General features: G+C 24.7%; 17 protein-coding genes. 3 read left to right on the forward strand and 14 right to left on the reverse strand.

Annotated elements, in window-relative coordinates; all coding sequences use genetic code 4:
- Positions 1-2: 2 nt before the first annotated feature.
- Positions 3-1,376, reverse strand: coding sequence for a glycine--tRNA ligase (locus ACLFP3_RS02405; protein ID WP_412031369.1), 1,374 nt, complete (start codon positions 1,374-1,376; stop codon positions 3-5).
- A gap of 384 nt (positions 1,377-1,760) precedes the next feature.
- Here ACLFP3_RS02405 and ffh point away from each other — a divergent pair, with 384 nt between their 5' ends.
- Positions 1,761-3,086: a signal recognition particle protein gene (gene ffh / locus ACLFP3_RS02410; RefSeq protein WP_412031370.1), complete on the forward strand. Its 1,326-nt coding sequence runs from the start codon at positions 1,761-1,763 to the stop codon at positions 3,084-3,086.
- Between the two features lie 14 nt (positions 3,087-3,100).
- On the forward strand, positions 3,101-3,865 hold the full coding sequence (locus ACLFP3_RS02415) for a hypothetical protein (protein ID WP_412031371.1): 765 nt from the start codon (positions 3,101-3,103) through the stop codon (positions 3,863-3,865).
- A 25-nt stretch (positions 3,866-3,890) separates the two neighbouring features.
- On the opposite strand, the gene ACLFP3_RS02420 is transcribed toward ACLFP3_RS02415, so the two are convergent.
- The 13 genes from ACLFP3_RS02420 to holA form a co-directional block, all read right to left on the reverse strand.
- Positions 3,891-6,098 (reverse strand): SGNH/GDSL hydrolase family protein, encoded by a 2,208-nt coding sequence (locus ACLFP3_RS02420; RefSeq protein ID WP_412031372.1) that lies wholly within the window; start codon positions 6,096-6,098, stop codon positions 3,891-3,893.
- Positions 6,099-6,108: 10 nt separating this feature from the next.
- On the reverse strand, positions 6,109-6,933 hold the full coding sequence (gene ylqF / locus ACLFP3_RS02425; RefSeq protein WP_412031373.1) for a ribosome biogenesis GTPase YlqF: 825 nt from the start codon (positions 6,931-6,933) through the stop codon (positions 6,109-6,111).
- A 12-nt stretch (positions 6,934-6,945) separates the two neighbouring features.
- Positions 6,946-7,467: a tRNA (cytidine(34)-2'-O)-methyltransferase gene (locus ACLFP3_RS02430; protein WP_412031374.1), complete on the reverse strand. Its 522-nt coding sequence runs from the start codon at positions 7,465-7,467 to the stop codon at positions 6,946-6,948.
- Positions 7,468-7,684: 217 nt separating this feature from the next.
- Complete coding sequence (locus ACLFP3_RS02435) at positions 7,685-8,710, reverse strand: IS30 family transposase (RefSeq protein WP_412031351.1); 1,026 nt, start codon at positions 8,708-8,710, stop codon at positions 7,685-7,687.
- 455 nt (positions 8,711-9,165) lie between these two features.
- Complete coding sequence (locus ACLFP3_RS02440) at positions 9,166-9,324, reverse strand: hypothetical protein (protein WP_412031375.1); 159 nt, start codon at positions 9,322-9,324, stop codon at positions 9,166-9,168.
- A 24-nt stretch (positions 9,325-9,348) separates the two neighbouring features.
- Positions 9,349-9,525, reverse strand: coding sequence for a hypothetical protein (locus ACLFP3_RS02445; protein WP_412031376.1), 177 nt, complete (start codon positions 9,523-9,525; stop codon positions 9,349-9,351).
- A 157-nt stretch (positions 9,526-9,682) separates the two neighbouring features.
- On the reverse strand, positions 9,683-19,471 hold the full coding sequence (locus tag ACLFP3_RS02450; protein WP_412031377.1) for a hypothetical protein: 9,789 nt from the start codon (positions 19,469-19,471) through the stop codon (positions 9,683-9,685).
- Positions 19,472-19,904: 433 nt separating this feature from the next.
- Positions 19,905-20,945 (reverse strand): aminopeptidase P family protein, encoded by a 1,041-nt coding sequence (locus tag ACLFP3_RS02455; protein ID WP_412031378.1) that lies wholly within the window; start codon positions 20,943-20,945, stop codon positions 19,905-19,907.
- Positions 20,946-20,973: 28 nt separating this feature from the next.
- A complete protein-coding gene (gene rpmG / locus ACLFP3_RS02460) occupies positions 20,974-21,126 on the reverse strand; it encodes a 50S ribosomal protein L33 (protein WP_412031379.1) in 153 nt (50 codons plus the stop codon).
- Between the two features lie 158 nt (positions 21,127-21,284).
- Entirely contained in the window at positions 21,285-21,947 is a 663-nt protein-coding gene (gene pgsA / locus ACLFP3_RS02465; RefSeq protein WP_412031380.1) for a CDP-diacylglycerol--glycerol-3-phosphate 3-phosphatidyltransferase, read from the reverse strand.
- The gene (locus ACLFP3_RS02470) at positions 21,937-22,503 is read right to left on the reverse strand and encodes an MHJ_0274 family protein (protein ID WP_412031381.1); all 567 of its coding nucleotides are present in this window, start codon (positions 22,501-22,503) and stop codon (positions 21,937-21,939) included. Before ACLFP3_RS02470 ends, pgsA begins: the two co-directional genes overlap by 11 nt.
- Positions 22,504-22,582: 79 nt before the next feature.
- Positions 22,583-24,148, reverse strand: coding sequence for a glucan 1,6-alpha-glucosidase (locus ACLFP3_RS02475; RefSeq protein WP_412031382.1), 1,566 nt, complete (start codon positions 24,146-24,148; stop codon positions 22,583-22,585).
- A 26-nt stretch (positions 24,149-24,174) separates the two neighbouring features.
- Positions 24,175-25,137 carry a DNA polymerase III subunit delta gene (gene holA / locus ACLFP3_RS02480; protein ID WP_412031383.1) on the reverse strand — a complete coding sequence of 321 codons (963 nt, stop codon included), beginning with the start codon at positions 25,135-25,137 and terminating at the stop codon, positions 24,175-24,177.
- Positions 25,138-25,246: 109 nt separating this feature from the next.
- Between holA and ACLFP3_RS02485 the strand changes: the two genes are divergently transcribed.
- Positions 25,247-25,984: a YebC/PmpR family DNA-binding transcriptional regulator gene (locus ACLFP3_RS02485; protein ID WP_412031384.1), complete on the forward strand. Its 738-nt coding sequence runs from the start codon at positions 25,247-25,249 to the stop codon at positions 25,982-25,984.
- Positions 25,985-26,061: the final 77 nt, after the last annotated feature.

Genomic DNA, 26,061 nt, shown 5'->3' on the forward strand with positions numbered 1-26,061 from the left:
ACTTATTTTTTAAACTTATTTAAATAAAGTGTTATTTCATTTATATTAATTCTTTCTTGAATCATGCTATCCCTATTTCTAATAGTTACAGTATTATTTTCCAAAGATTCAAAATCAATGGTAATAGCAAATGGTGTTCCAATTGCATCTTGGCGGCGATAACGTTTACCAATTGATCCTGTTTCATCATAAATTAATCGGAAATTCGTATTTTTTAATAATTCATCATATATTTTTTGAGCATGTGGTGCTAGTTTTTTTAATAAAGGAAAAATAGCTAATTGATAAGGTGAAACATTAAAATCTAATTTTAAAACTATTCTTTCATCATTTTTGTCTAATTTTTCTACTTCATAACTATCAATAAGTAATGCTAAAAGTAAACGATCAAGTCCTATTGAAGGTTCAATAACATAAGGAACAACCTTAGATCCATCTTCTTGTAAATATTCAAGCGATTCTTGAGAAAACTTCATATGTTGACTTAAATCATAATTTCCTCGATTAGCTATTCCTAATAATTCTCCTCAACCAAATGGAAAAAGATATTCAATATCACTAGTCCCCTTTGAATAATGACTTAATTCTTCTTTTTCATGAGGTCTAATTCTAATATTTTCTTTTTTTAGTCCTAGTAAGATGATAAATTCTTGACATTTTTGAATTCAATATTTGTAAAATTTTTCACTTTCATTTTCTAAACAAAAATATTCTAATTCCATTTGTTCAAATTCTCTAGTTCTAAAAATGAAATCTCTTGGGGTTATTTCATTTCGAAAACTTTTTCCAATTTGACCAATTCCAAATGGTAATTTTGCTCTCATTGTTCTTGTTACATTTCTAAAATTAACAAAAATACCCTGAGCAGTTTCAGGTCTTAAATAAGTAATAGAAGCAGCATTATCGATTGCTCCTAATTGAGTTTTAAACATCAAATTAAATGGTCTAATAGTAGTTCAATCACATTTATAGCCATCATATTCTTTAACTTTATTTTTAATAATGCTTTCTAATTCTTCAAATGTAGTTTTTTCTACATTTATTTCTGGGAACAAGTCTTTTACTATATGATCTGCCCGATATCTCTTTTGATTAACTTTGTTTTCTATTAAGTAATCAGAAAAATTATCTAAATGACCACTAGCTTTTCAAACATTAGCATTCATAATAATTTTAGAGTCAATTTGATAATTTTTTTCTCTGGTTATAAACTCTCTAATTCAATATTTTTTTATTTCGTTTAACATTTGAATTGCAAGTGGGCCATAATCTCAAGTATTAATCAAACCACCATAAATTTCCGAATTTTGATAGACAAAACCAGAAGTTTTTAAATGATTAATTATTTCTTGAATATTTTTTTGTTTATTATTCATATATAATTTCTCCCACACCGAAAATGATAAAACAACTTATAATTTTAGCACATTTTATTTAAAAAATAAATAGAAGCTCTTTTAAAATGCAAAAACAATTTGAATTTACATTAAAACTTTGATAATATTATTACCATTTTTGGGTAATTGATACCAAAGTTTACTTGAAATTATTTTTATATGTTAAAATTAATTACCATTTAATCAATTTAAGGAAATTTATGTGTTTTTATTTTTTAAAAAATAATGAATATATCTAATAAAACAATATGAACATTAATTAAATTTGGTTGTTTAGTTTGCTATTTAATTATAGCCATTATGCTATAAAGTAAATATACCATTTTATATAATGCAAAATAAAAACATTTATAATTAGTTAATATGTTAGATTTTATACAAAAAAGAATGCAAAAATCAATGGATAAAATTAATAAAAAAATGTCCATTAATGAAGAAGATATTTTAGAAATTTTAAGAGAAGTAAAGCTTGCATTATTAGAAGCTGATGTTAGTTTAGAAGTAGTAAAATTATTTACTAAACAAGTTAAAGAAAAAGCATTAGATAGCAAAATTATTGGAAAACTTAACCAACAACAAACAGTTATAAAAATCTTTAAAGATGAATTAACAAATATCTTAGGAAAGAAAACCTGTGAAGTAGAACTTAAAAAAATTCCTACAAAAATTATGATGGTAGGATTACAAGGTTCAGGTAAGACTACAACAGCAGCAAAATTAGCAACTTTTTTTAAAAAGAAAAAATTATGCCAAAATCCTCTTTTAGTAGGTGACGATATCTATCGTCCTGCAGCAAGAGAACAACTAAAACAATTAGCTAATCAAACGCAAACAGATTATTTCACTCATGATGAAAATAATGCGGTTTTGATTGCTAAAAAAGCTTTAGAGTTTGCAGAAAAAAGTAAAAATGATTTAATTATTATTGATACTGCAGGTCGTTTAGCAATTGATGAAATATTAATGCAAGAATTAAGGGATATTAAAAAAGAAATACACCCTGATTATATTTTCTTAGTTGTAGATGCAATGAGTGGTCAAGATGTTATTAATGTGGCAAAAATATTTCACGAAGAATTACAACTTAATGGAACAATTATAACCAAATTAGATAGTGATGCTCGTGGAGGAGCTGCTTTAAGTATTACGCATTTATTAGAAGTTCCTATTGTCTTTATTGGGGTTGGAGAAAAATTAAGTGGTTTAGAAGTATTTCATCCAGATAGAATGGCTGAAAGAATTCTTGGCATGGGCGATGTTTTAACATTGATTGAAAAAGCTAGCGAAGAAGTCGATGAAAAAATGATGAAAAAAATCGGCTATAAAATGGTGTCAGGGAAATTTGATTTAAATGATTTAATGAATAGTTTGCAACAAATTAAAAAACTAGGAAAAATGAAAACCATTTTGAAAATGATTCCTGGACTCGCAGGTAAAATTGACGAAGCTAAAATAGAAGAAGCTGAAGAAAAATTTAAAATTTATACATACTTAATTAATTCAATGACTGAAATTGAAAAAAAGATTCCTAAATTACTAAAAAATAGTTCTCGTAAAGAACGAATATTAAAAGGTAGTGGAAGAAGCGCAAGAGAATATAACATGTTAGTTACCGATTTTGAAAGAATGGCAAAACAAATGAAAGATTTTGCAAGTGGTAAATTGCAAATGAAACCAGGTATGATTTAGAAAGAGAAAATATAATGGCATTAAAAGTATTTCGTGGCATAGGAAATTGAATAATTATGTCACTTGGTTATTTATTGGGTATAGGTTTACTTACAGGCGCAATATTTATGGCTATCTATGAAGAACCTGTAGTTACAACTTACACAAAATATGTAAATGATGGCAAAGGTAATTTAAGAGGCATAGATTATGTAAAATCTGAGTTAAAAAAAATTGATCCTAGAAATGCAAATAGTGAAGATTCTTACTTTAAACCAGCAGTTGACACTGATAAAAATTTTAAAAAATTAAATGAGGGATTTCAAGAATTATTAAATGAACCTGCTATTAGTGAATCTGATAAAGCAAAAATCCGTAAATATTTACAAGAAGCAAATGAAATTAAAACAAAAATTATTGATGAACTTATAAAACCTGGTGGTAAATATAAAGTATATGAATCACTAACAACTTTAGTAGATAAAACCAATGAAATAATTAATAAAATTGAACCACATATTAAAAATTATCCACCACAAAAATTTAGAAATACTTATCGAGCAATATGAATTTCTTTGGTTTCTATTCTTTCTATAGCCTTATTATTCCCAACAATTTTTTCTGCTATATATTTAACAATGTATTCTAAAAAAATGGGTATCGAAGTTAGAAGAATTAACTATGAAAAAAATTTAAGTAAAAAAATATTAGAAATATTTAATAGATATCCAGAAGTAAAAAAACAAGTTGATGTTGATCTTCAATTAGCAAATAATTCATATCAAAATTTGCAAGATTAAAAATAAATAGAGAAGCAATAGCTCTCTATTTTTTATCGCTATTATTAGCTTTTTTATTTTTGTTAATGATATTTTTTATCACTATTATCTTCTTAGATAATTTGAATAAAATAAATCATATATTTTTAATATTTACTCAATTAGATAATTTAAGCAACTTTTGTGTTGCGGTTTTTTTAATAATTAAATTGAATAATGAATAATTTTTAATTTTATTCATAAAGTTTTTTATTAAGCGATTTAAATGTTTAGGATTCTCTTTTAAAATTAAAATAATTTCTTCTAAATTTTTTTCTAAGCTTGCATTATCTTTTTCATCTAATTTGATAATATGATTGGTAACTAAAATCGTTTCCTTAACAAATTCAACAGTTTTTTTAATACTATTTTTATCTGAAATTTCTAAAAATGTTTTATCAAGCAAATAAAGAACACCATATTTATTATTGGTAATTCAATATTTTCACAATTGATCAAAACTGCTTAAACTAGAATAAACATTAGAATTTCTTGTTACACTATCAACAAAAAAATCTAATAAGTTTTGAAATGAAGAAAGATTGGAAATGTATTCTCTAATTTTTTGATATTGTGCATTCATTTTGAAATTATACATATATTCAAGTAAAGTGCTATTAACAGCATCTTGAGCTAAAGCTACAACTATTTCTTTGATATCCTTTTTATTATTTTCAATCATATTAGCATCAAAAAATTGTTTAGCAACATCATATAATAATTTTTGATCCTTACCAATTACATTATTTCAATTGTTTTTCAAAGTATTTAAAGTCAATTGCTTTTCTTCTTTAAATTTTTTAAAAATTTCTATTTGTAATTTGAAAAACATTTTTTCTAATTTTCCATTTTTAAAAAGAGTTAAGAAAATTTCTTTACTTCTTTCACTATTTGATAAGTATTTAAGAATTAATTCAATTGATTTATATTTTTTAGTGCTATTTACAAACTTATCTTCTAAAAATTTTTTAGCAATAAAATAAACATTTTGTTTAACATATCTAACAAATAAGTTAATAAAAATTGAAATATTTAAATATGGTGATAATAAAGATGAATAAGTCAACTCGTTTTTAGAATAAACTAAAACATTATAATTAAGATTATTGCCATATATTTTTTTAAACAAATCAATAGGATGCATATTTTCTTCAAATAAGGTATTATAAAAATTGATATCATTTGTTCAATATGAATAATCTAAAATATAATCATGAAATCTTTGATTAGTTTTTATTTCTTTTAGCAATAGATCTTTATTAATTGTTAATTTAGTATACAAATCCATTGCTATTTTTTTGTACCCTTTTTCTGTTGGAAAAAATGAATACATGTTTTCTGTTAAAAACATTTTATTTTTTTCTCAATATGATTCATCAAAACAATTTACATAGCTATTTTTAGTATTAATAGCTACTTTATGCAAGATATTATTTAATTTAGAAAACAAATAATTTAGAAAGGTATCCCCAAATTCACGATTTAAATTAAAATAATTTTCAATAACATTTTCAAAATAAAGAGTTGGTTTTGAATAATTTACAAAAATAATATGACAAGATTTGTTAATTAATCTTATCTTTTCTACTAAAAAAATTAATTTCTTAATTAAAACTTCTGCGATTTGATCAATTTCAAATTTAACTTGATCTATCAAAGCCTTTTTTAAATTATTTTCTAATTTACTTATTCTAGTAACTTTACTAAATGGAATGCTAAATAAAAAATCATTAAAACCTAATGAAATAGTAACAATTGAAGCATCTTTTAATTTTTCATTAATTATTTTAAAATCATTTTTTGAAAAATTAAATTGTTTAAATAAACTAGTAAAAAAATTAATAAAAGGGTTATTCGGATCACTATCTAATTGTTCCAAAAAGTCTAAACGGTTTTGATTTAATTTGATTTTATCTTTATTGTTTAAAACTAATGCTTCTCACAAATCAATATTAGCAGTGGGTAAGGCTAAGTTATAATAGCTTTCTAATTCAAGATTTTTATTTTGTTGTAATAAGGAAGCAAAAAAACTAGGATATCCCAATCCTGTAACAACATTATTTTCTAATTTTCCATTTGCATTAAAGCCAAATTTAGAATTGAATCCACAAACATATGAATCTCCAATCGCTACATATTTAATTGTTTTTTTATTTGATAAAGATTTAATTTCGTTATTAGAATTTACTTTATTTTTATTTTCAAATTTATTCATATGTTTTTCCTTAGTCATATATTATATTGTTTAAATTTTTAAAGTAACTAATTAACATATTTATTGCTTTATTGATATTTAATTTATTATCTTTTAAAAGCAAGTTATTATCTTTAGCAAATTTAGTAATATTATTAAATATCATTTCTTCAGAAGTTGCAGGATCTAAATTAATTATTTTTAAAGCACTGGGATTAACTTCACTAATTAATTTGTATATTTCTGTAATTAATTCATTTAAATTTAATGCCTCTTGTTTAATAGAACCAACTATTGCTAGTTTAGCAGCAATAGTCTTGTCTTTTAAATTCGGCATTAATAAACCTGGTGTATCTAATAATAAATAATTGTTGCAATTAATTCATTGTTCAGATTTTGTAATACCAGCAATAGATCCCACTTTAGCAACTTTTGATTTCGCCATTAAGTTAATAAAAGTACTTTTCCCAACGTTTGGAACACCCAAAACAACACATTTTAATGGTGGTGTTAATTTGTTTTTAGTTAAGTTTTTATTTTTTAATTCCAAATAATATTCATTCAACAATTTGTTAATTTTCTTATAGGAATTGTTATTTTTTAAATTAGTAGTAATAATTTTTCCACGATTTTTATATTCATTTATGTATAAATTCAATTTATTTATATCACTCATGTCACTTTTGTTCATAATAAATAAAATTGGTTTGCCTTGAGCAATTTTGTAAATTTCAGAATTGAAAGAACTAATAGGAATTCTACTATCCAAAATAATAATAAATAAATCAAAAATTTTTTGTTTCTCTTTTAATAATCTAAACTCTTTTGCCATATGTCCAGGAAATCAATTGATCATTTTTACCTTCTTTTATTTTAGAATAAAATCCTTACCTTTTTGGACTTCAAATTTAGATAAATTTTTAAAATTATTTTGTCTTAATATTTCGTATAAAACAATGGCTACACTATTTGCTAAATTCAAACTTCTGCAATTAGCATCCATAGGTATTCTTAAACAATTCTCAATATTTGTTTGCATTATTTTCTTAGGAATTCCTGTGCTTTCTGTACCAAACATAATTCAGATTTCATCATTTTCATTAAGTTCTTTAGCAAACTTTATATCACAATAGCTATTTAAACCATAGCGGGTTATGAAATAAATGTTTTTAGTGCCATATTTATTAAAAAAGCTTTGATAATCATTATGAATTTCATGTTGAATTTCACTTAAAAAATGATGTGCTGCATTGCGTTTTAATCAATGAGGGTGCAAATCAAAAGCTACTGGTTTAATAATGTGTAATTTTGCTTGTCCAGATGAGCAAGTTCTAATAATATTTGCAGTATTACCATTAATTTCGGGTTGATATAAAATTATGTTAATCATAACTAAGAATTATAGCAATTTAATACAAACTATTTTGGTTTAACTTTTAAAAATGATTATTAAAAAAACATGAAATGTAAACATTGCACTTCATGTTGCTAGAAAGTAACATGAAGTGCAACACCTATGTGCTTCATGTTTTATTTTATATTTTTTAAAAGTTAAAAAACAAAAATACACTAAATATTAGTGTTTGAGTATATTTGAAATTAGTTTATTAAGCAAATATTTTGTTATATTCTTCTATTAATTCTTTTTCGTATAAAGCATATGAGGATTTTCAATTAAAAATTTTTCTACGTTTAAAATTAATTCTTTCTGTGGCAATTTGAATTTCATTAATATCAATTTCATTAAAATTAGTGCCTTTAGCAAAAATTCTTCTAAAAATACCATTTCAATTTTCATTACTTCCTTTTTGTCATGAAGCATATTTATCAGTAAAATATACAAATATATTTAATTTGTAAGCTAGTAAACCAATTTTTCTAAATTCAAAACCATTATCTGTAGTAATCGATTTTACTGGGATATTATTATTTGCAATTAAATTATTTAAAATTCTATTAAGATTATCAGGATGCTTACCTTTCATAACTGCCACATAACAAAACCTTGTTTTTCTTTCTACTAATGTGATTATATGATTAGCACCTCTAACATTTTTGCCACAAACTAAGTCAAGCTCTCAATGCCCAAATTCTAATCGATTATTTATTTCTTTTGGTCTTGCTCATATTGGTTTTATATATCTTGCTCCAACAAGGCGATCAATAACATTAGTTTTTGAACGTTTTCCTCCTTTTGTGTAATTTTTTCTTAATAAATCTTTTCTACTAAAAACTCATTTACCAGAGTTTATTCAATTAAAAATAGTTTTTAAACATGGTATTTCAAATTCATTTACACTCATATTATTTTTTATAAAAAAATAAGTTGATTCAACCGTTCAAAGTTTACCATCATATAATGCTGCAAATTGATCGATAAATTCTTCATATCTATCTCTTACTAAAAAATATCAAAAATAAGATCTATGTTTACTTCTGAGAATAGACTTTTGATTAGCTATTTCTGGATTGTAAATTAATTTATCATTATCAAAATTGCGTTTTATTTCGCGAGATATTGTTGATGGTGATTTATTTATTTGTTTGGCTATTTTTCTAATAGAAAAACCTTTATTTAAGTATTCTTGAATAATAATTCTATTTTTGTAATTTAAGTGATTATAATTAATCATGAGTAACCTCTTGAAGCACTTTATTTAGGTTGCTCTTTTTTTATTTACTTTAATATAAAAAATGCAACCTATAAAAATTATTTCATAGTGTTGCACTTTATATTACAATGTAGCCATGAAATGTAAACATTGCACTTCATGTTTTCTAAAATTATAAAAATGATTTTTTAGTTATTTTAATTTATATAAATTATTTTTATTTTTGATTATTATTATAATTATTTAAACTATTAGTCAATCATTGCGAAACGTTAGAAAGTTGTAACTGATTTGTAACCTTAGTTATTAAAGATATAATTTTTCTTATATTATCTCTTAGTTCTTTTATTTTATTTTTAAAATAGTCATATTTTGAAATGCTATTTTATATTGCCCAAGATTATATATTTGATTAATAGAAGTTTTTAAATATGTATTATTTTCTCATTTTGAAGATATGCTACTATATTTTCCTTTTAATGGATCATCACATAAGTATTAATTAAATTATTACAATTAGTAAGTAATGCTGATAATGGTGAATTATAATTAATAGTATCATTAGCAAATGACCTAGTGATTCCACCCTTAGCTACTCCAAATGCATAATGAAGAGCTTCCAAAAGTTTTAACAAACTTACTTCTTCTTCAAAAGAATATTATTTTGTTTCAGTTTGATATTTACTATTAGAATTTTTACCTACAATAACATTTTTAATTGTTTTATAAAAATATTTAACTTTTACTTCACATTCTTTATAATCTGCAAAAGTTATTTTGTCACTTCTTCTGAATATTTTTTTGAATGCATCCGAAGGACTATTGTTATATAGCAATGCTATTTCGACTACATATAATCCTAAAATAGTTAAATAAAACTTAAAAATATTGCTTAACTACAATATTAAGACTTCATTTTTATATTTTAATAAAATAAAAAATAACCCTTTAAATTAGAAGGGTTATTTCCTACTAATTAATAGTATTAAACAATTATTCTATAGATTTATCTTCAAATCTTTTTATGTTTTCTCTATAATAAGAGGATACATTTGGTTCAGGTTGTTGATTATCTATTATATCGCAAACCTCTAAAATAAGTGATTTTAAAGTGTTTCATCTGTTTTTTAAATAATTATATTGTTGCAATGCATAAGCATAGTCATGTTTTAAAATTCTATTCACTATTTTATAATTATCAGCATCAATAGCATAACGACGGACTTGTTGCGCTTTTTGATATGCCGGTGACGTTGAAGCCGGTGCAACTCATTTGAATACCTCATATAATCCAAATATCGCTCCATAACTTTCACGACTTAACATAAAATTAAATTGTAATGCTTCTAAAAGTCTAGTAATGTTTACGCGCTCATCATAATTAATAGAAACTCTTTTTCTTATGTAGTTGCCTAAACTATCTTTTCCTACAATAACATTATCTTTAGTTAGTGTACGTCAATACACAAATGTTCCATTTCCTTCATAATCTGCATTTATAATAGAGCTACTTCTATTAAAAATCTCTTTAAAAAATCTTTCTGGTCGTGGTCCATAATAATTTTTATAATTTTCTCATCATCCTTTTAAAAATCCTGTAAAAAAATTGTATTGCTTTAAGTTTTGATAATTCAAGTCATTTATGCTTAAATTTAGGTTATTTCTAGGTGGTAAGTCTTTCTTAAATCCAGTGATTTTATATTCAAACTCTTTACTAATATCTGGAAACTTCTTAGATTTTATAGTCACTTTTAGTGTTAATTCACCGGTTTCATCATTAGGACTAATATGAGTAATTTGATATTCAAACTGATTATTCAAGTTATTATTTGTTCTAATAATGTCATCTCTATGGTTTATTTCAACATCTGATGCTAATCTATTTTTATCTAAAACATCATAAGTTGGTTCGGGAGCATTGTTATTTAAATAAGATTGATGATTCTTTTCTAATTGTTCTTTGAAATTTAATTCAAATAAATTAGATGTATAAGTTTCAGTGGCACTATTGTCTGTATCATAATTACTAAATTGTGTAACTTTTTTTGTTACTTTATATCTAAAAGTAATTTTGTTGCTTTGTTCATCATAAGCAAGATCAATTAATTCTACAGTTTCATCACTTAATTTATCATCATAATTTCAAGTAGCATATTCCTTTAATTTTTCATAAGGATTAGCTGAATTTTTGATTGCATCATAAATTTCTTTGACACTTAAAGCTTGATTTTCTTTTAATTGTAGATTTTCTATTCTATAAGGAGAATATTTCTTAAAGCCATCAAGTTCAAAATCTTTAATAACGTAATATTTGCTATATAGTCTTTTATATTTAACTCTTACATAAACTTTTCCTGTTTTATCATTTACCCTATAGCCAACTATATCATGAGGATTTAAATAAGTTCCCATATCTTCTTGTCTATGCTCAAACTTGCTAGGATCTTTAATTGCATCAGAAGGAAGAATTTTAGATTTATCACCATTATATTGCATATATGGTCTAGCTGCTTTAATGCCTCTATTTATATTGTTTGAGATATATCTTTGTCTTATATCTTCTAGTATTTCATCAATTTTTTCTTCATATTTATTTTTTTCAGTTTCATCAAAATCAATTTTTCTAGATAATTGTTCTAAAATTTCACCAATTTTTTGTCTATATTCATTTGCTAAATCTATGTCCTCTTGGTATATATTATCATCCTTGAATATACTTCAAGTAAGGGCATGATGTTCATACTCATTAAGCTTTTTATTTATTTTGTCATAGAATTTTTGAGTGTTATCATATGATTCAATTTTTTTGTTTACAGTTTCTAAAGTTTCTCTTGCTCTTATAACCAACTCATTCATGTAATCTAAACCAGGATTAGGTGTGTTTAATATACTACCAATTTCTGATTGTAAACCTGATAAAGAATTTTTAATTTTTTGATATTCTTTATTCAATGAACTATCATATGAACCATATTTGTATTCCAATCTTGATTTTCTTTGAAGCTGTTGTATTTTTGTAATCAAATCAATGACATTTTGTTTTTCTATTTCTAATTCTCTTTTTACTATATTTACTAATTTATTATCTATCTCTTTAATTTTATCTAAAGCTTTTGTTATACCGTGATTTGCACCATCAATAACTTTTTGATAGCTTTTAATTGCAGCATCACCACGAACTTTTAAAAGAGCTTGTCTTGCAGTTTCTAAAGAAGCTTTTGCTTGAATTAATTTATCTTTATCATTACCTGCTTCATCGGCTTCTTTAATAGCTTCTTCTAATTTTCTTAGAGCATCAGCTAAATCATCTTCTAATTTTTTTATAGATGCAAGCTTATCTTTAGCCTCTCCTAATTTTCTTTGCAAGCCTGTAATGAAATTTATTAGATCATTTTGATTAGGAATTATTTCTGGATATTTTACTTCATTATGTTCATTAACAAAATCATTAGCATTTTTTAATTTTTCCTCTAATTTAGTAATTGCACTTTGTAATGAAGATGCATCATTTGCTGAATCAACATCTTGGGCTGCTTGTTTAATATTTTCTAATAATTCATTAATTTTTGTCTTTAATTCTTCTATTTTTCTAGCACGATTTTGGCTATCTAAAGTTTTATATTTTTGAACAATTTGTTCTACTTCTTCTTTAGTTTCTGCTGCATCGATTTCATTAATTGCACTTGTTTTTTCTTCACTAGTTAAATTAGTAAATTCATTATTAATTTTATTTTTTGCTTCTTGTTTTATAGCTTCAAGTTCTGCTAGTCTTTTCTTTTCTTGTTTAGCTTTTTGAAGTTCTGTATTAGCTTCAGTTATCTTATCATTTAATTTTTGTTTTTCGGTAGCAAGTTCAGGACTAGTGTTAGTTTCAGGAAGTAAATCATTGGCTTTAGAAATTGCTTCTTCTAATTTAGAAATATCATCACCCAATGAAGATGAAGTAGAGTGTTTTGCTTTAACTTTATTAATAGCAGCATCAAGGTCAGATAACATTTTATTAACTTTTGCTTTGATTGCATTTACTCTATCATGTTCGGTTTGTTCAGCTTTTTGTAATGCTTGTTCTACCTCGGTTTTTAATTTTTTAAGCTTGTCTAATAAGTTATTAGCCTCAGTTTCTTTAGAAGAGTAGCGTTTTTGAGTTGCTAAATTTTTAGCTTTATTTACTTTAGAAATTGCGTCTTTTAAAATATCAAGAGCTGTTCTTAAATCGTTAATTTCCTTAGAAGCAATAGCCTTGTTTGCTTCAGTTTCAGCAGGAGTCGCTAAATCTTTAGCTTTTTGTAATGCTTGTTCTACTTGTTGTTTATTAGTATTTTGAATTGCATTCAAAGAACTAAGGGTATTTTTGGCTTCATCACTTTTAGCTTTTAAGGCATCTAGTTTTGCTTTAACTTCTGGTTTAGTAGCTAAAGGATTTGCTTGAATTTGTGAGTGTTTTGTATTAGCATTAGTAATTGCCTTATCTAATAATGGCAATTTACTATCAGATTCATCAATGTTATCTTGAACACCTTTAGCATTGGTTTCGGCTTTTGTTAATTTTTCTATTTCTTTATTAATTTCATCTATTAGCTTGTCTTGTTCAGTAAGTTCTGCTAATTTATCATTAATTTCTTTAATTTTATCTTCAGCTTTTTTAATTTCATTTGTTGCTTCGGTAATAACTTTTTGATAATTCTTAGCTTCGGCATCACTTTTTACTTTTTCAAGTTCAGTTTTAGCCTTTTCTAAATCTTTTTTGGCTTCATTTAGTTTTTGTTTATCGTTACCTGCTGCATTTGCTTTTTTAATAGCTTCTTGTAATTTAGTTTTTGCTTTATCTAAGTCTTCTTCTAGTTTTTGTTGGCCACTATTTAATTTATCTTGAGCGGCTTTTAATTCAGTTTTAGCATTTTCTACTAATGCTTTTAATTCATTAGTTTCAGTAACTATTTCATGATATTTGTTTTCATAATTATTAGCTAAAAAGTCAGTAGCATTCTTTAATTTAGTAGTTAAGTTAGCAATAGCTAATTCAAGTTCTTCTAATTTAGCACCATTTCTAGCAGTTTGTGATTGAGTAATTGCTTCTTGTAATTCTTTTTTAAGAGTGGCTATTTGTTGTTTCAATTCATTTACTTTTTCAGTACGATGTTCATTATTTAATGTTTCATATTTTTTAACAATTTGTTCTACTTTTTCTTTAGTTTCTGCTAAATCAATTTCACTAATTGCACTTGTTTTTTCTTGATTAGTTAAATCGGTGAAATCATTATTAATTTTACTTTTGGCTGCTTGCTTAGCTGCTTCAAGTTCTTCAAGTCTTTGTTTTTCTTGTTTAGCTTTTTGAAGTTCTGTATTAGCTTCAGCAAGTTTCTTAGTAAGTTCTTCTTTTTCAGTAGCAAGTTCAGGACTACTATTAGTTTCAGGAAGTAAATCATTGGCTTTAGAAATTGCTTCTTCTAATTTAGAAATATCATCACCCAATGAAGATGAGGTGGTGTGTTTTTCTTTAACTTTATTAATAGTAGTTTCAAGATTAGTTAATGCATCTTTAACTTGTTTTTTAATTTTAGCAACACGATCTGCTTCTGTTTGTTTAGCTTTTACTAATTCTTCTTCAACTTTTGTTTTTAGTTGATTAAGTTCATTTAATAAATTAGTTGCTTCATTTTCTTTAGAAGAATAATGTTTATTGGTAGCTAAAGATTTAGCTTTAGTAGTTTCTTCTATTGCTTTTTCTAAAGCTTTTTTAGCATCTTCAAGATCTTTAATTTGTTTAGAAGCAATAGCAGCATTTGCTTTTGTTTTGGCAGGAGTAGCTAAAGCTTTAGCATCATTAACTGCTTTTTCAACTAATTGTTTATTAGTATTTTGAGTAGCGGTTAATGAGTTTCATATTTCTTTAGCTTTATCACTTGTTTGTTTTAATTCGGAAAGTTTTGTTTTTACCTCTTCTTTATTAGCTAAAGAATTTCCTTGAATTTCTGAGTGTTTTTCGTTAGCTTTAGTAATTGCTTCATTTAATAAAGGTAGTTTCTTATCTAATTCATCAATATTATCTTTAACATTATTAGCTTCATTTTCAGCAGTTTTTACTTTTTCTATTTCTTTAGTAATTTCTTCAACTAATTTTTGAATTTTAGCTGCTTCATCTTGTTTAGCTGCATCTAATTTAGCCCTGGTTTCTTCAAGTTGTTTTTCTACTTTAGTTATTAAAGCTTGTGCTTCATTTATTTTTGTTTGATATTTATTAGTTTCTGCTAAAGTTTTAGCTTCAGTTGCTTTAGTTTGGGCAGCTTTTAAAGTTTCAATTGCTTTAGATAATTTATCAACATCATTGTTAGGAGCTGCTTTAGCTACTTCTATTGCTTTTGTAACTGCTTCTTTAGCTTCTCTAACTTTATTATTAGTTGCATTAGTTTTTGTAGTTAATTCTTGGCTTTTTGTTGAATTAGTTTGTTCTGAATCTTTAATTAATTTGTCTAAAAATTCTAATAAAGTTTTTAATTCAGGAATTTTCTTATTAATTTCTACATTATGAATGTTATAAACTTGATCTCTTGCTTTAGTAATTTCAGTTTGAAGTTTAGGAAGGTTTTCATTTAATTCATCAACTCCAGTTAATGTTTTAACTTTATCATTTATTGTTTTTAATGACTCAATTGCATCTTCAAGTGCTTTTTTAACTTCGGCAATCCTTTTGGTTTCTTTTTCTTGTTCGTCTGCTAATTTATCATTAATTTCTTTTAATTTTTTATCTACTTCTTTAGCTTTTTTTTCAGCTTCTTTTGATTTTTCATCATAATGATTTTTATTAGCTTCTTCTTTAGCTTTATCTAAATCTTTTTTAGCATCCTCTAGATCTTTTTTAGCTTTATCTAAATCATCTTTTTTAGGTGGATCTTGTTTTAAGGCATCATCGGCTTTTTTAATAGCTTCATCGGCTTTTTTCTTAGCATCATCCACTTGTTTATCGATTTTCTCAGTTTTTTCTTTATTTTCTTTTTCTAAATCTTTTTTAATTTGTTTTGCAGTTTTTAATGTTTGTTTTAATTTATTTAATTTTTCTTTTAATGAAGAAACACTATTATTTTCAGGTTTATCATATTGATTTACAATGCCTTCAGTAGTTGTTATGGTTGCTTGTAAAGTGGTCAATGCTTCAGCTAGCTTGGTAACATTATCTTTATTATCAGTAACATTTTTTATTGCTTGATCTAAGGATGTTTGCGCTTGATCTAGTGCTTTGGCTACTGCTTTAATACGATTCTTTTCAGCATTTAATTTATTGTCTACTTCAGTAATCTTGGTTGATAAATCTTCTTCAAGTTTAATTACTTTATTAGTTTCTACTTGATAACCTTTTGGTGTAATTTCATTTTTTAATGAAGTTGATTTATTTTTAATTTCTTTTAATTTGTCTAAAGCGCTTTGTAAATCAGTTTTTTTATTAGAAGTAATGGCATTATCTGCTTGTTTAAGTGCCTCAGTAGTTTTAGTATCTAAGTCTTTAACCTTATTTTCAATTGCTTGTTTTGCTTTAGCTAAATTAGTTTTTTCAGTTTCATATGTTGAAGTAACAGAATCTAATTTTTGCTTAAATTCTGTATATTCAGGGTCAGTTTTAGTTTGGTCATTATTATCAGTAATTTTTTTGTCTAAGGTATTTGCTAAATCAAGTTGTGCTTTAACTTTATCTAATGATTCTTGTTTTTGATCAATTAAAGTTTGTTTTTGATAATCTTTTAAAGCATCTTCTAAATTTTTAGTTGCAGTTTTTAATTCTTGTTTTAAAGCTGCTATTCTTTGATTTTCTTGTTCTTCTGCACTTTTTAAAGCTGCTAATTTTTGGTTGGCTTCAACTAGTTTTTGATTAATTTTAGTTTTTAATTCAGTTGCTTTTTGTTTTAATTCATTATATTCAATATTAGTAGCTTCAGTTTCACTTGCTTCAGCCTTAGTTAAAGCTGCTTTTAAATCATTAATAGCACTTTCAACTTCAGCAATAGTATTGTTATGTTCGTCATACTTTTTAATTGCTTCATTAGCTAAACGTTCTGCTTCATTGTAATTTTCTTGAGCTACTTTTCTTTCATTTTCAATGTTAGTTTTACGTTCTTCTAATGATGCTTTTTTATTGTTTGCTTCAGTTAGTTTAGCTTTAAGATTATTAAATTCAGTTTGATATTTACTTTGATTTGTTTCAGTATCATTTTTTACTTTTGTAGCATTAGTAATTTCATCAGTGATGCTATTTAAAGATTCTTGAATTTTGTCTAAATTATGTTGAAAACCTAAAGCAGTAGTTGCTTTTTGAATTTCAGTTTCTAATTTATTAGTTGCTTCAGTAATTTTTTTCTTGATTGCTTCAAGATTTTTGGTTTCAACTTCAGCAATTTTTTTGCTTAATTCTTTTTGCTCTTCTTTGGCTTTCTTAATTAAATTTTCTAATTCTTTAGATACTTCTAGCAATTTAGCTTCATCTGCTAATTTTTTAGCTTCTTCAGCTTTAGTAATTGCTTTATCTAATTTTTCTTTAGCTTTATTTAGTTTATCTAAATCTTCAGTTTTCTTAGCTTCTTCAACTTCTTTTAAGGCTTCATTAAGTTCTTCTTTAGCTTGATTAGCGGCTTTTTTAGCTTCGTTTTCTTTATTTTCAATTTCAGCTAGTTTATTTTTAGCATCATCTAATTTAGTTTTTGCTTCAGTAAGTTTATTTTTTAAATTTTCAGATTCAGTTTTTAATTTAGGTTCATCTTTAGTTAAATTATGTAAATCATTAGCTTTAGTAATCTCGCTTTCAAGTTCACTAATGGCTTTATTGATTTTAGCTTTATCATCACTTTTTAATGCTTCTTCTAAAGCTTTTTCTTTTTTAGTCAATTCTTCAATTTGTTTGGTAATTTTTTCTTTATTTTCTTCTATTTCTTTAGCTTTTTGTTCAGCTTTGGCTTTTTGATTTGCAATTTTAGTAATTCAAGAATCAACTTCTGATTTTTTATCTTGACATTTTTTAGCAAGTTCAGTTTCATTTTTATTAGTTGCTTCGGTTTGAACTTTATCTAACTCATTTTTTGAGTCAGTTAATTTAGCTAAAATATCAGTTAATTTTGCTACATCATCACTATTTTCATTAGTTTTAGCTTCACTAAGAGCATTATCAGCCTTTTGTAAAGCTTCATTTACTTTAGCTTCAAGCTCTGAATGAGCCTTTCTAAGATCTTCTAATCTTTTTTGTGAAGCTTGTTGTTCAGCTTTTGCTTTAGCAAGTTCTTCTTCTAAAGTTTTAATTTCATTTGTAAGACTAGTTTTTGATTTATCATTTTTGGCTTCATTTAATAATGTTTTAGATTTTTCAATTTCTTTAGCTAAAGCTTCAAGGCTTTTTTCTAAAGGTTCTATTTTTAATGCATCTTTTACTTTTTTAGTATTTTCTTTTAAAGCTTCTACTTGTTTATTAATTTTTTCTTTTAATAAATTAACTCGGTTTTCTTCAGCTTGTTTTCTAGCTTTAGTTTCTTCTAATACTCTTTTAGCTTCGGCTACTTTTAATTTAAGTTCATCACTTTCTTTAGTTAATGAAGCTTTTTCTAGTTTTTCAATTAAGTCATTAGCTTCTTTAATTTTTGTTTCTAAATTAGTAATAGCATTATTTAATTCTTCTAAAGTGTTAGCTTTTTTGGCTTCTTCTATTGCTTTAGTTAAGGCTTCTAATAGTTGTTTAGCTTCTTCTTTCAATTTAGCAATTTCAAGTTCTTTTTCTGCAACTTTTTTATTAGCATCAGCTATAGCTTTATCTAATTTCTTAATATTTTTATCAATTTTCTTAGCTACTTCTGGTAAGCCTAAAGATTCTGCTAGTTTCTTAGCAGCTTCACCTTCTTTTTTAAGTTCTTCAAGATCTTTTATTGCTTCTTTTAAAGCTTCAAGTTCAGTAGTTTTATTAGTTTTTTCTATTGCTTTATTTACTTTTTCTTCAAATCGTTTAGCATATTCTTCAAGATTTTTCTTTTGCTCTTCATCAGTTAATTTAGCTTTAAGTTCTTTTAGTCTCTTAATTTCATTTTCTGCTTTAATGATTGCTTCAGCTAAATTATTGGCTTCTTCAGTTAAACTCGCTTTTGTTGCATCATTTTTTAAGCCTTTAGCAATATTGCTTAAATCAATTAATTTTTTAATAAAGCGGTCGATTTCTGAAGTAATGTTTGCTTTAGTTGATTCTTCAACTGTTTCATTAATTTGTTCAATAATTTCTTTAATTTTGTTTTTTAATTTATCTTTATCGCTAAGCAATCTTTGTAATTTAACTTTGGCAAGTTCTAAAGCTTTTTTGGCTTCATCAACTGATTTATCCAATTTAGCTTTATCTTCTTTTAAAAGTTTTTGCTTTTCTGGTCATTTTTCTAAATTCTTAATGCTGTCATTAACGATTTTTTCTACTGAAGCAGCTCGGTTTAGATTAGTTTCTAAATCTTCAATTGTCTTTTTATAATCTTCAATGCTTAAGTTTTTCTTAGCGTTTTCCGTTAATTTATCTAAAGCTTCGGTTAATTTTTGTAAATAAAGTCTAAGTTTTTCAAATCTTTCTTTATTTTTGTTATCCCAACTACTTGGTTTTTGATCAATAATATCTTGTTCAGAAACACCAATATCTAAAATATTGTTAGGATTATATTCACCATTTTTCTTTGTTGCTCTACTATAAACAATTCCGGCAATAATAGCTGAAGTTGCTAAAACTCCAATTGCAGTTCCTAAAATAATAGTAGTTTTCTTTTTCTTTGATGTATTCATTATTAAATAACTCCTTGCGTAGAAAGACATTTTAGAAAAAAAAAAAAACGCTATTTATAGCGCTATTTTTTGATATTTTGACAATTTTTATTGCTTTATATAAGATTAAAATAGCAAAAATGAAAGAAAAAGAGATTGTTAAGATAAATATAATTACTTTTTTACAATTAAAAATTGTAATATGCCTATTTCATTATTTTCTTAAGATTTATCATTTTTTTCCATCATATTTTAGCTTAATTAATAAACCATAAATGATATTAATAGGTAAAAAAATAAATGAAAATAAAATCAAAATACGTAAAATTTAAATTTGATATATTTAGAAAATTTTCAAAAAGTCTTTTTAATTTTTAATCTTTTTTAAATTTTAAAAATTAAAAACCCAACATATAATTATGCTAGGTTTTAATTATTTTTATTGTGTTAAATTTTATTTATAATCTTCAGGACGGCTTAATACTCTCGAACCTTCCTTAGTAACCAAAATAGTATCTTCAATTCTAACTCCGCCAATACCTTCGATATAAATTCCGGGTTCTACAGTGATAACCATCCCTTCTTCTAAAGTTGTTTCTGAGACTTTATTTACATAAGGTAATTCATGAACATCGATACCAACACCATGTCCTGTTGAATGAGTGAAGAATTTGCCATATCCTTGTTTTTCAATATAATCACGACAAATATTATCAATTTCTTTTGTTGTTATTCCTGGTCTTACTGCTTCACGACCTAATCTTTGTGCTTCTGTTACTACTTCTAACACTTTTATTAATTCTTGTGCTTTAGGTTTTCCAAAGAAAAATGTTCTTGTAATATCACTAGCTCATCCTTCGAATTGAGCACCAAAATCTATTTTAACAATATCACCATCGGCTAATTTTTTGTTAGTTGGATGATGGTGTGGTTCTGCAGCATTTGCACCAAAAGCTATTATTGTTTCAAAAGATTCTTTTTCGGCACCAAATAATCTCATTAAATAACCTAATTTATTAGAAGCTTCTAATTCCGTCATACCTATTCTTAAAACTTTCTTAATTTCTTCAAATGCTTGTAATGAAATTAGACAAGCTTCTTGAATTTTGGCTATTTCATCTTCATCTTTTTTAATTCTAAATTTTTGAGCTAGTAATTCAATGAAATTAGCTTTAGGTAAAATTGATTTAAAAATATCAAAAGTTCCTAATTTTAAATAATCTTTTTCAACTCCAATATTTTTGTAGTTCTTTTTTGCTAAAAATGTTGCTAAAACATCTTTTTCTAGCAAAATTACTTCAGCATTTCTTGAATTTTTAGTTGCATATTCGATATATCTACCATCAACAAATAAATAAGCTTTATTAGGTTCGATTACTAAATATCCATCGCTTGTTTGGATGTTAGTATATCATAATCTTGTTTGTGGTGATTCTGAAATAATGGCTTCTATTTTATTTTCTTCAAAACTTTTTTCAAGTTCTACCCTTAACATTTTTTCATCTCCTTAAATTAATGTTTTATTATTTCTTTTCTTTGTGAGTTGTATGAGCATTACATTTTGCACAATATTTTGTTACTTCCATTTTATCAGGATGTAACTTCTTGTTTTTTTTAGTAATGTAATTTTCCATTTTGCATGTTTCACATCTTAAAGTTAAACCTTCTCTAGGCATATCTTCTCCTTTAATTAATAAATTAAAATAATAGTATATTATAACTATAAAAAGAGAAATTATATTTACAATATTGCATTTTAATATTATGAGTAACAAAAATAAAAACACAAAATGATTAAATAAATCATTTTTATTTGTTTATTTTTTAAACATTATTAATTATTTCTAATTCCTTTTAAATAATTTTTCATATAAATAATTCCGCTAATTCAAGCTAAAAATAGTCCTGCTATTAAAGGAATGTTTAAATAAAAAATTAATAATTTTTTAGTTTCATTAGTTTGGTTAACTAATCAAGGTGATGCAAAAGCTAAAAAAATGATTGCAAATGAAACTATTAATGTTTTAATTTTTCCTCAAATATTTGCTGCTACTTTAACATTATTTTTAGTTGCATAAACTCTTGTTCCGTCAACCAAAATATCTCTAATAATAAATAAAATTAAAATTACTAAAAAAGTATAATCAAGCATTGCTAAAAACGCAATCATTAAATTAGTAGCAACTTTGTCGGCGATAGGATCAAAAATTTTGCCAAATTCAGTGACTGTTTTTGTTTTTCTGGCAACAAAACCATCAACAAAGTCGGTTATCATTGCAACTATAAAAATAACAACATTAATTCAATATAATATTGCCATAGTTTTTGGATTATAATCACCTTTTAATGTTGTTCCTTCATAATAAAAAGAAGTTTTATTAATAAATTTCATAGCAAAAATTGCAATCATAAATGCAATAAAAGGAATCATTAAAATTAATCTAGTAATAGTTAATCAATTAGCTATTCCTAAAGGTTTTTCATTATTATTTTTCATTATAAAATTGCGCCTTAATTGATTTTCTAACAAGTTCTAAATATTCTTGTTTTTTATTATCTAAAGTAATACTATTGTATTGATTAGTAAAATACTCCATAACTTCTGGAATTTTTGTATCTCATAGATTGCAATTAGTAATTGCTAATAATTCACAATTTTCAGTGAAGGTTTTATATTCATTATTATTAGGAAAATTAAAAGCAAAGTCATCTCGTTTAATTAATTTCATAATTAAATTTCTTGCTCCAGTTCTTATTTCATTCATTTTTATTTTTCCTACCGAAACCACAAAATTGGCTAATTCTTTTTTTGTAAATAATATTATTTCTTGAAAACTTAAAATATATTCATAAAATAAATCACGTGTAGCATTTTGTTTTATTATTTCAGCTTTATTTGCTCTTTTTTTTATAATTTTTCCTTTAACTATTTTTCATACAATAAAAGCAACTAAAGCTACTAAAACCAAAGCTAAAACAACATAAACAATTGTGGTTGCTGTTTGATTAATTTCACCAGAAGGATTACTTTGTTTATTTATATAAGTTACCATGAATTTTCTCCTTTAAATTATTTTAAAATTATATATTAAATTAAATAAAAGCAATGTTATTCATTGCTCTTACTATTTATTATTGCAAAACTTCATCATTTACATTAGAAATTGTTTTTTTATTATTATTTTTTAACATAATTAATCCTTCAAAAGGGTCTAATTTGGTAGGAATTTTTGTATAAAATTTGTTAACATAAGTACTTGCAAGAATATTATAAGTTTTATTTAATACGACTGTGGTTGGTTTTTTACTCAAATTAACAATAAAAATCAATTTTTTATCTTTGTAGTTTCTAATAATTTTAATAATATTTTCTCTAATAAAACACGAGAATTTGGGTTTTGATTTAATTAATAATTCACTATATTCACTTTCTAAAATTAGCTTAGTTAAAAACACTATGAAATTAAGAGGACTACTAAAATCATTTACTTGATTAGCAACATTAATTTTTTCATAATGTAAACTATTCAATGGTTTTACAATAGAATAATCAGAAAATCCTGAATTTTTTTTATTAACTCAATTCATTAAATTTTGCGAATTTATTTTATCTAAATATTTACGTCTAGTAAAGTATAAACTTTCATTAATATTCTTACTTTCGTAATATCTTTTTTCTTCATTATAATCTTTATCATTTAAATCAGCTGATTTTTGAATATTTATTCTTAAAGTTCCAAGTTCATCACCATAATAAATTGCAATTGAATTTTTATTTGCAAAAAGAGGTAGCATAAATGCCTTAGCCGCTTCATAAACATATGCCAATTCATCACCTCATTTGGAATTTAATCTTCCAGTTTTATTTGATCCAAAACTTAAAATAAAATGGCTATCTTTAATATATGGTTTAAGCAATTTTTTAAAACTTTTAAAGTTTAATTTAATGTTACTATCAAATGGCAATTTTTGATTAATTCCAACTAATGAAAGATGATTTAAGTATATATAATCACAACAAGGTTCTTTTAGTTTTAACATTTTATAATATAGTTTTGGGCATGAATTTGATGTTTTTAAAATTATAATTGCTTCACTATTCACTCTTTTGACCATTTTATATAAATCTTGCAAAAAACGGTAAGAAGTTTTATTTATTTTTACCTCTTTATCAAGGAGAAAGTCATAATTTTCAAAAATAAATACTTCAACACCACATTGCAAATAAAAATTTATTATTTTGTCAAAGAATAATACTAAATTAGCTAATTCTACTATATTGGTTTTTGGATTTAAATATTCATTTAAAATATAAGTATCTAGTTCAGTTAAAGCGAGCTTTGTTTTTACTTCTTGACTATATAAATTCATCATATTCATTCAATTTAAATAGGTTTGTTTTAGTTTTTTAAAATCAATAATTGGGGCAATATTAATTTTCTTGTTCTTGTAATTTCTAACGCAATTTACAAATTCATTTAAAGAACCTGAGCGATTTTTAACTTCATCTAGTGTAAAAGCATTTTCATAATGTTTTAAAACATCTTCAATTGCAATAATATTCACTTTTAGGTAATCGAAATAATAGTTTTTGCTTCACAAACCATTAAAATCACCTATGCCATTATTCTTAGAATCTTTAAATGTCTCTATTTTTAACTCGTAAAGTATAATTTTTTTCGCACTTTTTTTCGCCATTATTTCTCTTTTCTTATTCTTATTTATTATTTTACTAAATCTAAAATAAATGTTTTTATTCCTACATAATCATCAATCAGTCCTTTTTTAATATCACTATCTAATAAAGCTAACTTTATAATCAATTCTTTAATCCTTTCATATCCTAACTTATTTAAAAACCCACTAATTAGTTTTATTCTAAAAATGTGGACATTTCAAGATTTAGAAATTTCATCTAAAGTATTGTTATTTTGAATTTCAAAATATAGTTGTTGAGCATCATTTAAAACATTAGAAATTTGATTAATAATTTGAATGGGGCTAACGCCATAATTAATTTGTTCATCAAATTTTCGTAAGACATTGGCAGTATTATTAAACTTTATAATAGCATCACTAAATGCAAAATCTATATTGCTAGAAATAATCATATTATTATTTTCAATCATATCAAGAGTAATATTTTTTGATTCTGATAAAAGTTTATTTATTTCATTTTCGATTAAACAAATATCATTAGGTAAAAAACTTAAAAGTTCTACTAATGCATATTGCTCAATTTGGCCACCTTTATCAACTATTAATTTATTAACAAAATTTAGTAAATTACGATCACTTATCTTACTAACTTCAATATTAATGGCATTATTTTCTAAAAATTTAAATATTGGAGACGCCAAAAAATTACGGTCATATTTTTCAATATAATAGCTAAAAATTATTTCAACGTCATTTGGTACTTGCGCAAGCAAATATAAAAATTCATCAATTTCTTTTTTATCTTTTTTTATTTTGGCATTTAAAAAATCTAGATCTTTAAAAATAATTAATTTTTTATTAGAAAAAATTTCGACATTAGTAATTAAATTAATTGCTTCATCTATATTAATATTTAAAGAAAAATTGTATATTTCTAATTCTTCACCATATTCTTTTAAAAGTGAATTTTTTATTTTTTCTATTTCTTGCAAAATAAAATAATTTTCATTGCCTTTAATTAGATACATATCTCAATTATACCTAGATTGTATTTTAATTTTCAATGTGTGAATGAAAACGTTTTTTTGATATAATTAAAAATATTTTTTGTTAAAAACAAACCAAGGAGAATAATTAATGTCAGGCCATTCAAAATGAGCAACCACTAAAGCTCATAAATTTGCACAAGATGCTAAGAGAAGTCAAATGTTTCAAAAATTTTCTAAAGAAATAATTGTTGCTGCTACATTAGGAGGACCAGACCCTGATTCTAATGCTGCTTTAAAACTTGCTATTGCTAAAGCAAAAGCAAAAAGTATGCCTAAAGCCAACATAGAAAAAGCAATTGCTAAAGTTGCAGGCGGCGATAAAAATGCTACTAACTATCAATCATATCTATATTCAGGTACAGCTTTTGGAGGAGTTACTTTTTTAGTAAGTTGTTTAACTGACAATTTTAATAGATTAAGTTCTAATATAAAACACTACTTTAATAAACATAATGGACAATTAGGAAAACAAGGTTCAGTTCCTTATGTTTTTGATCAAATGGGGATTATTGAATTTCCTAATGACGTTGCTAATGAAGATCAAGTAATGATGGTTGCTTTAGACAATGGAGCTACTGATTTTAAAAGTGAAGATGGAAGTTATTGAATTTCTTGCGAACCTAGTTCTTTTTCTAAACTAAAACAAGCATTAGATGAAAATTTCAAAATTGAAAACTATGAAACAGCAGAAGTAACATATATATCAAATTCTGATGTTGAAGTTACTAAAGAAAAAGAAGAACAAATTGAAAACTTTGTTTCTTTATTAGAAGATGATGAAGATGTTCAAGAAGTATTTCATAATGCATACTATCCAGAGGCATAATTAATTTAAATTTATTGAAAATAAAAGCAAACTTTCAAACTTGCTTTTATTTTTTTCAATACTTTTCTCATTTTTTT

Source organism: Metamycoplasma buccale (assembly GCF_046774455.1).
GTDB classification, from domain to species: domain Bacteria; phylum Bacillota_I; class Bacilli_A; order Mycoplasmatales; family Metamycoplasmataceae; genus Metamycoplasma; species Metamycoplasma buccale.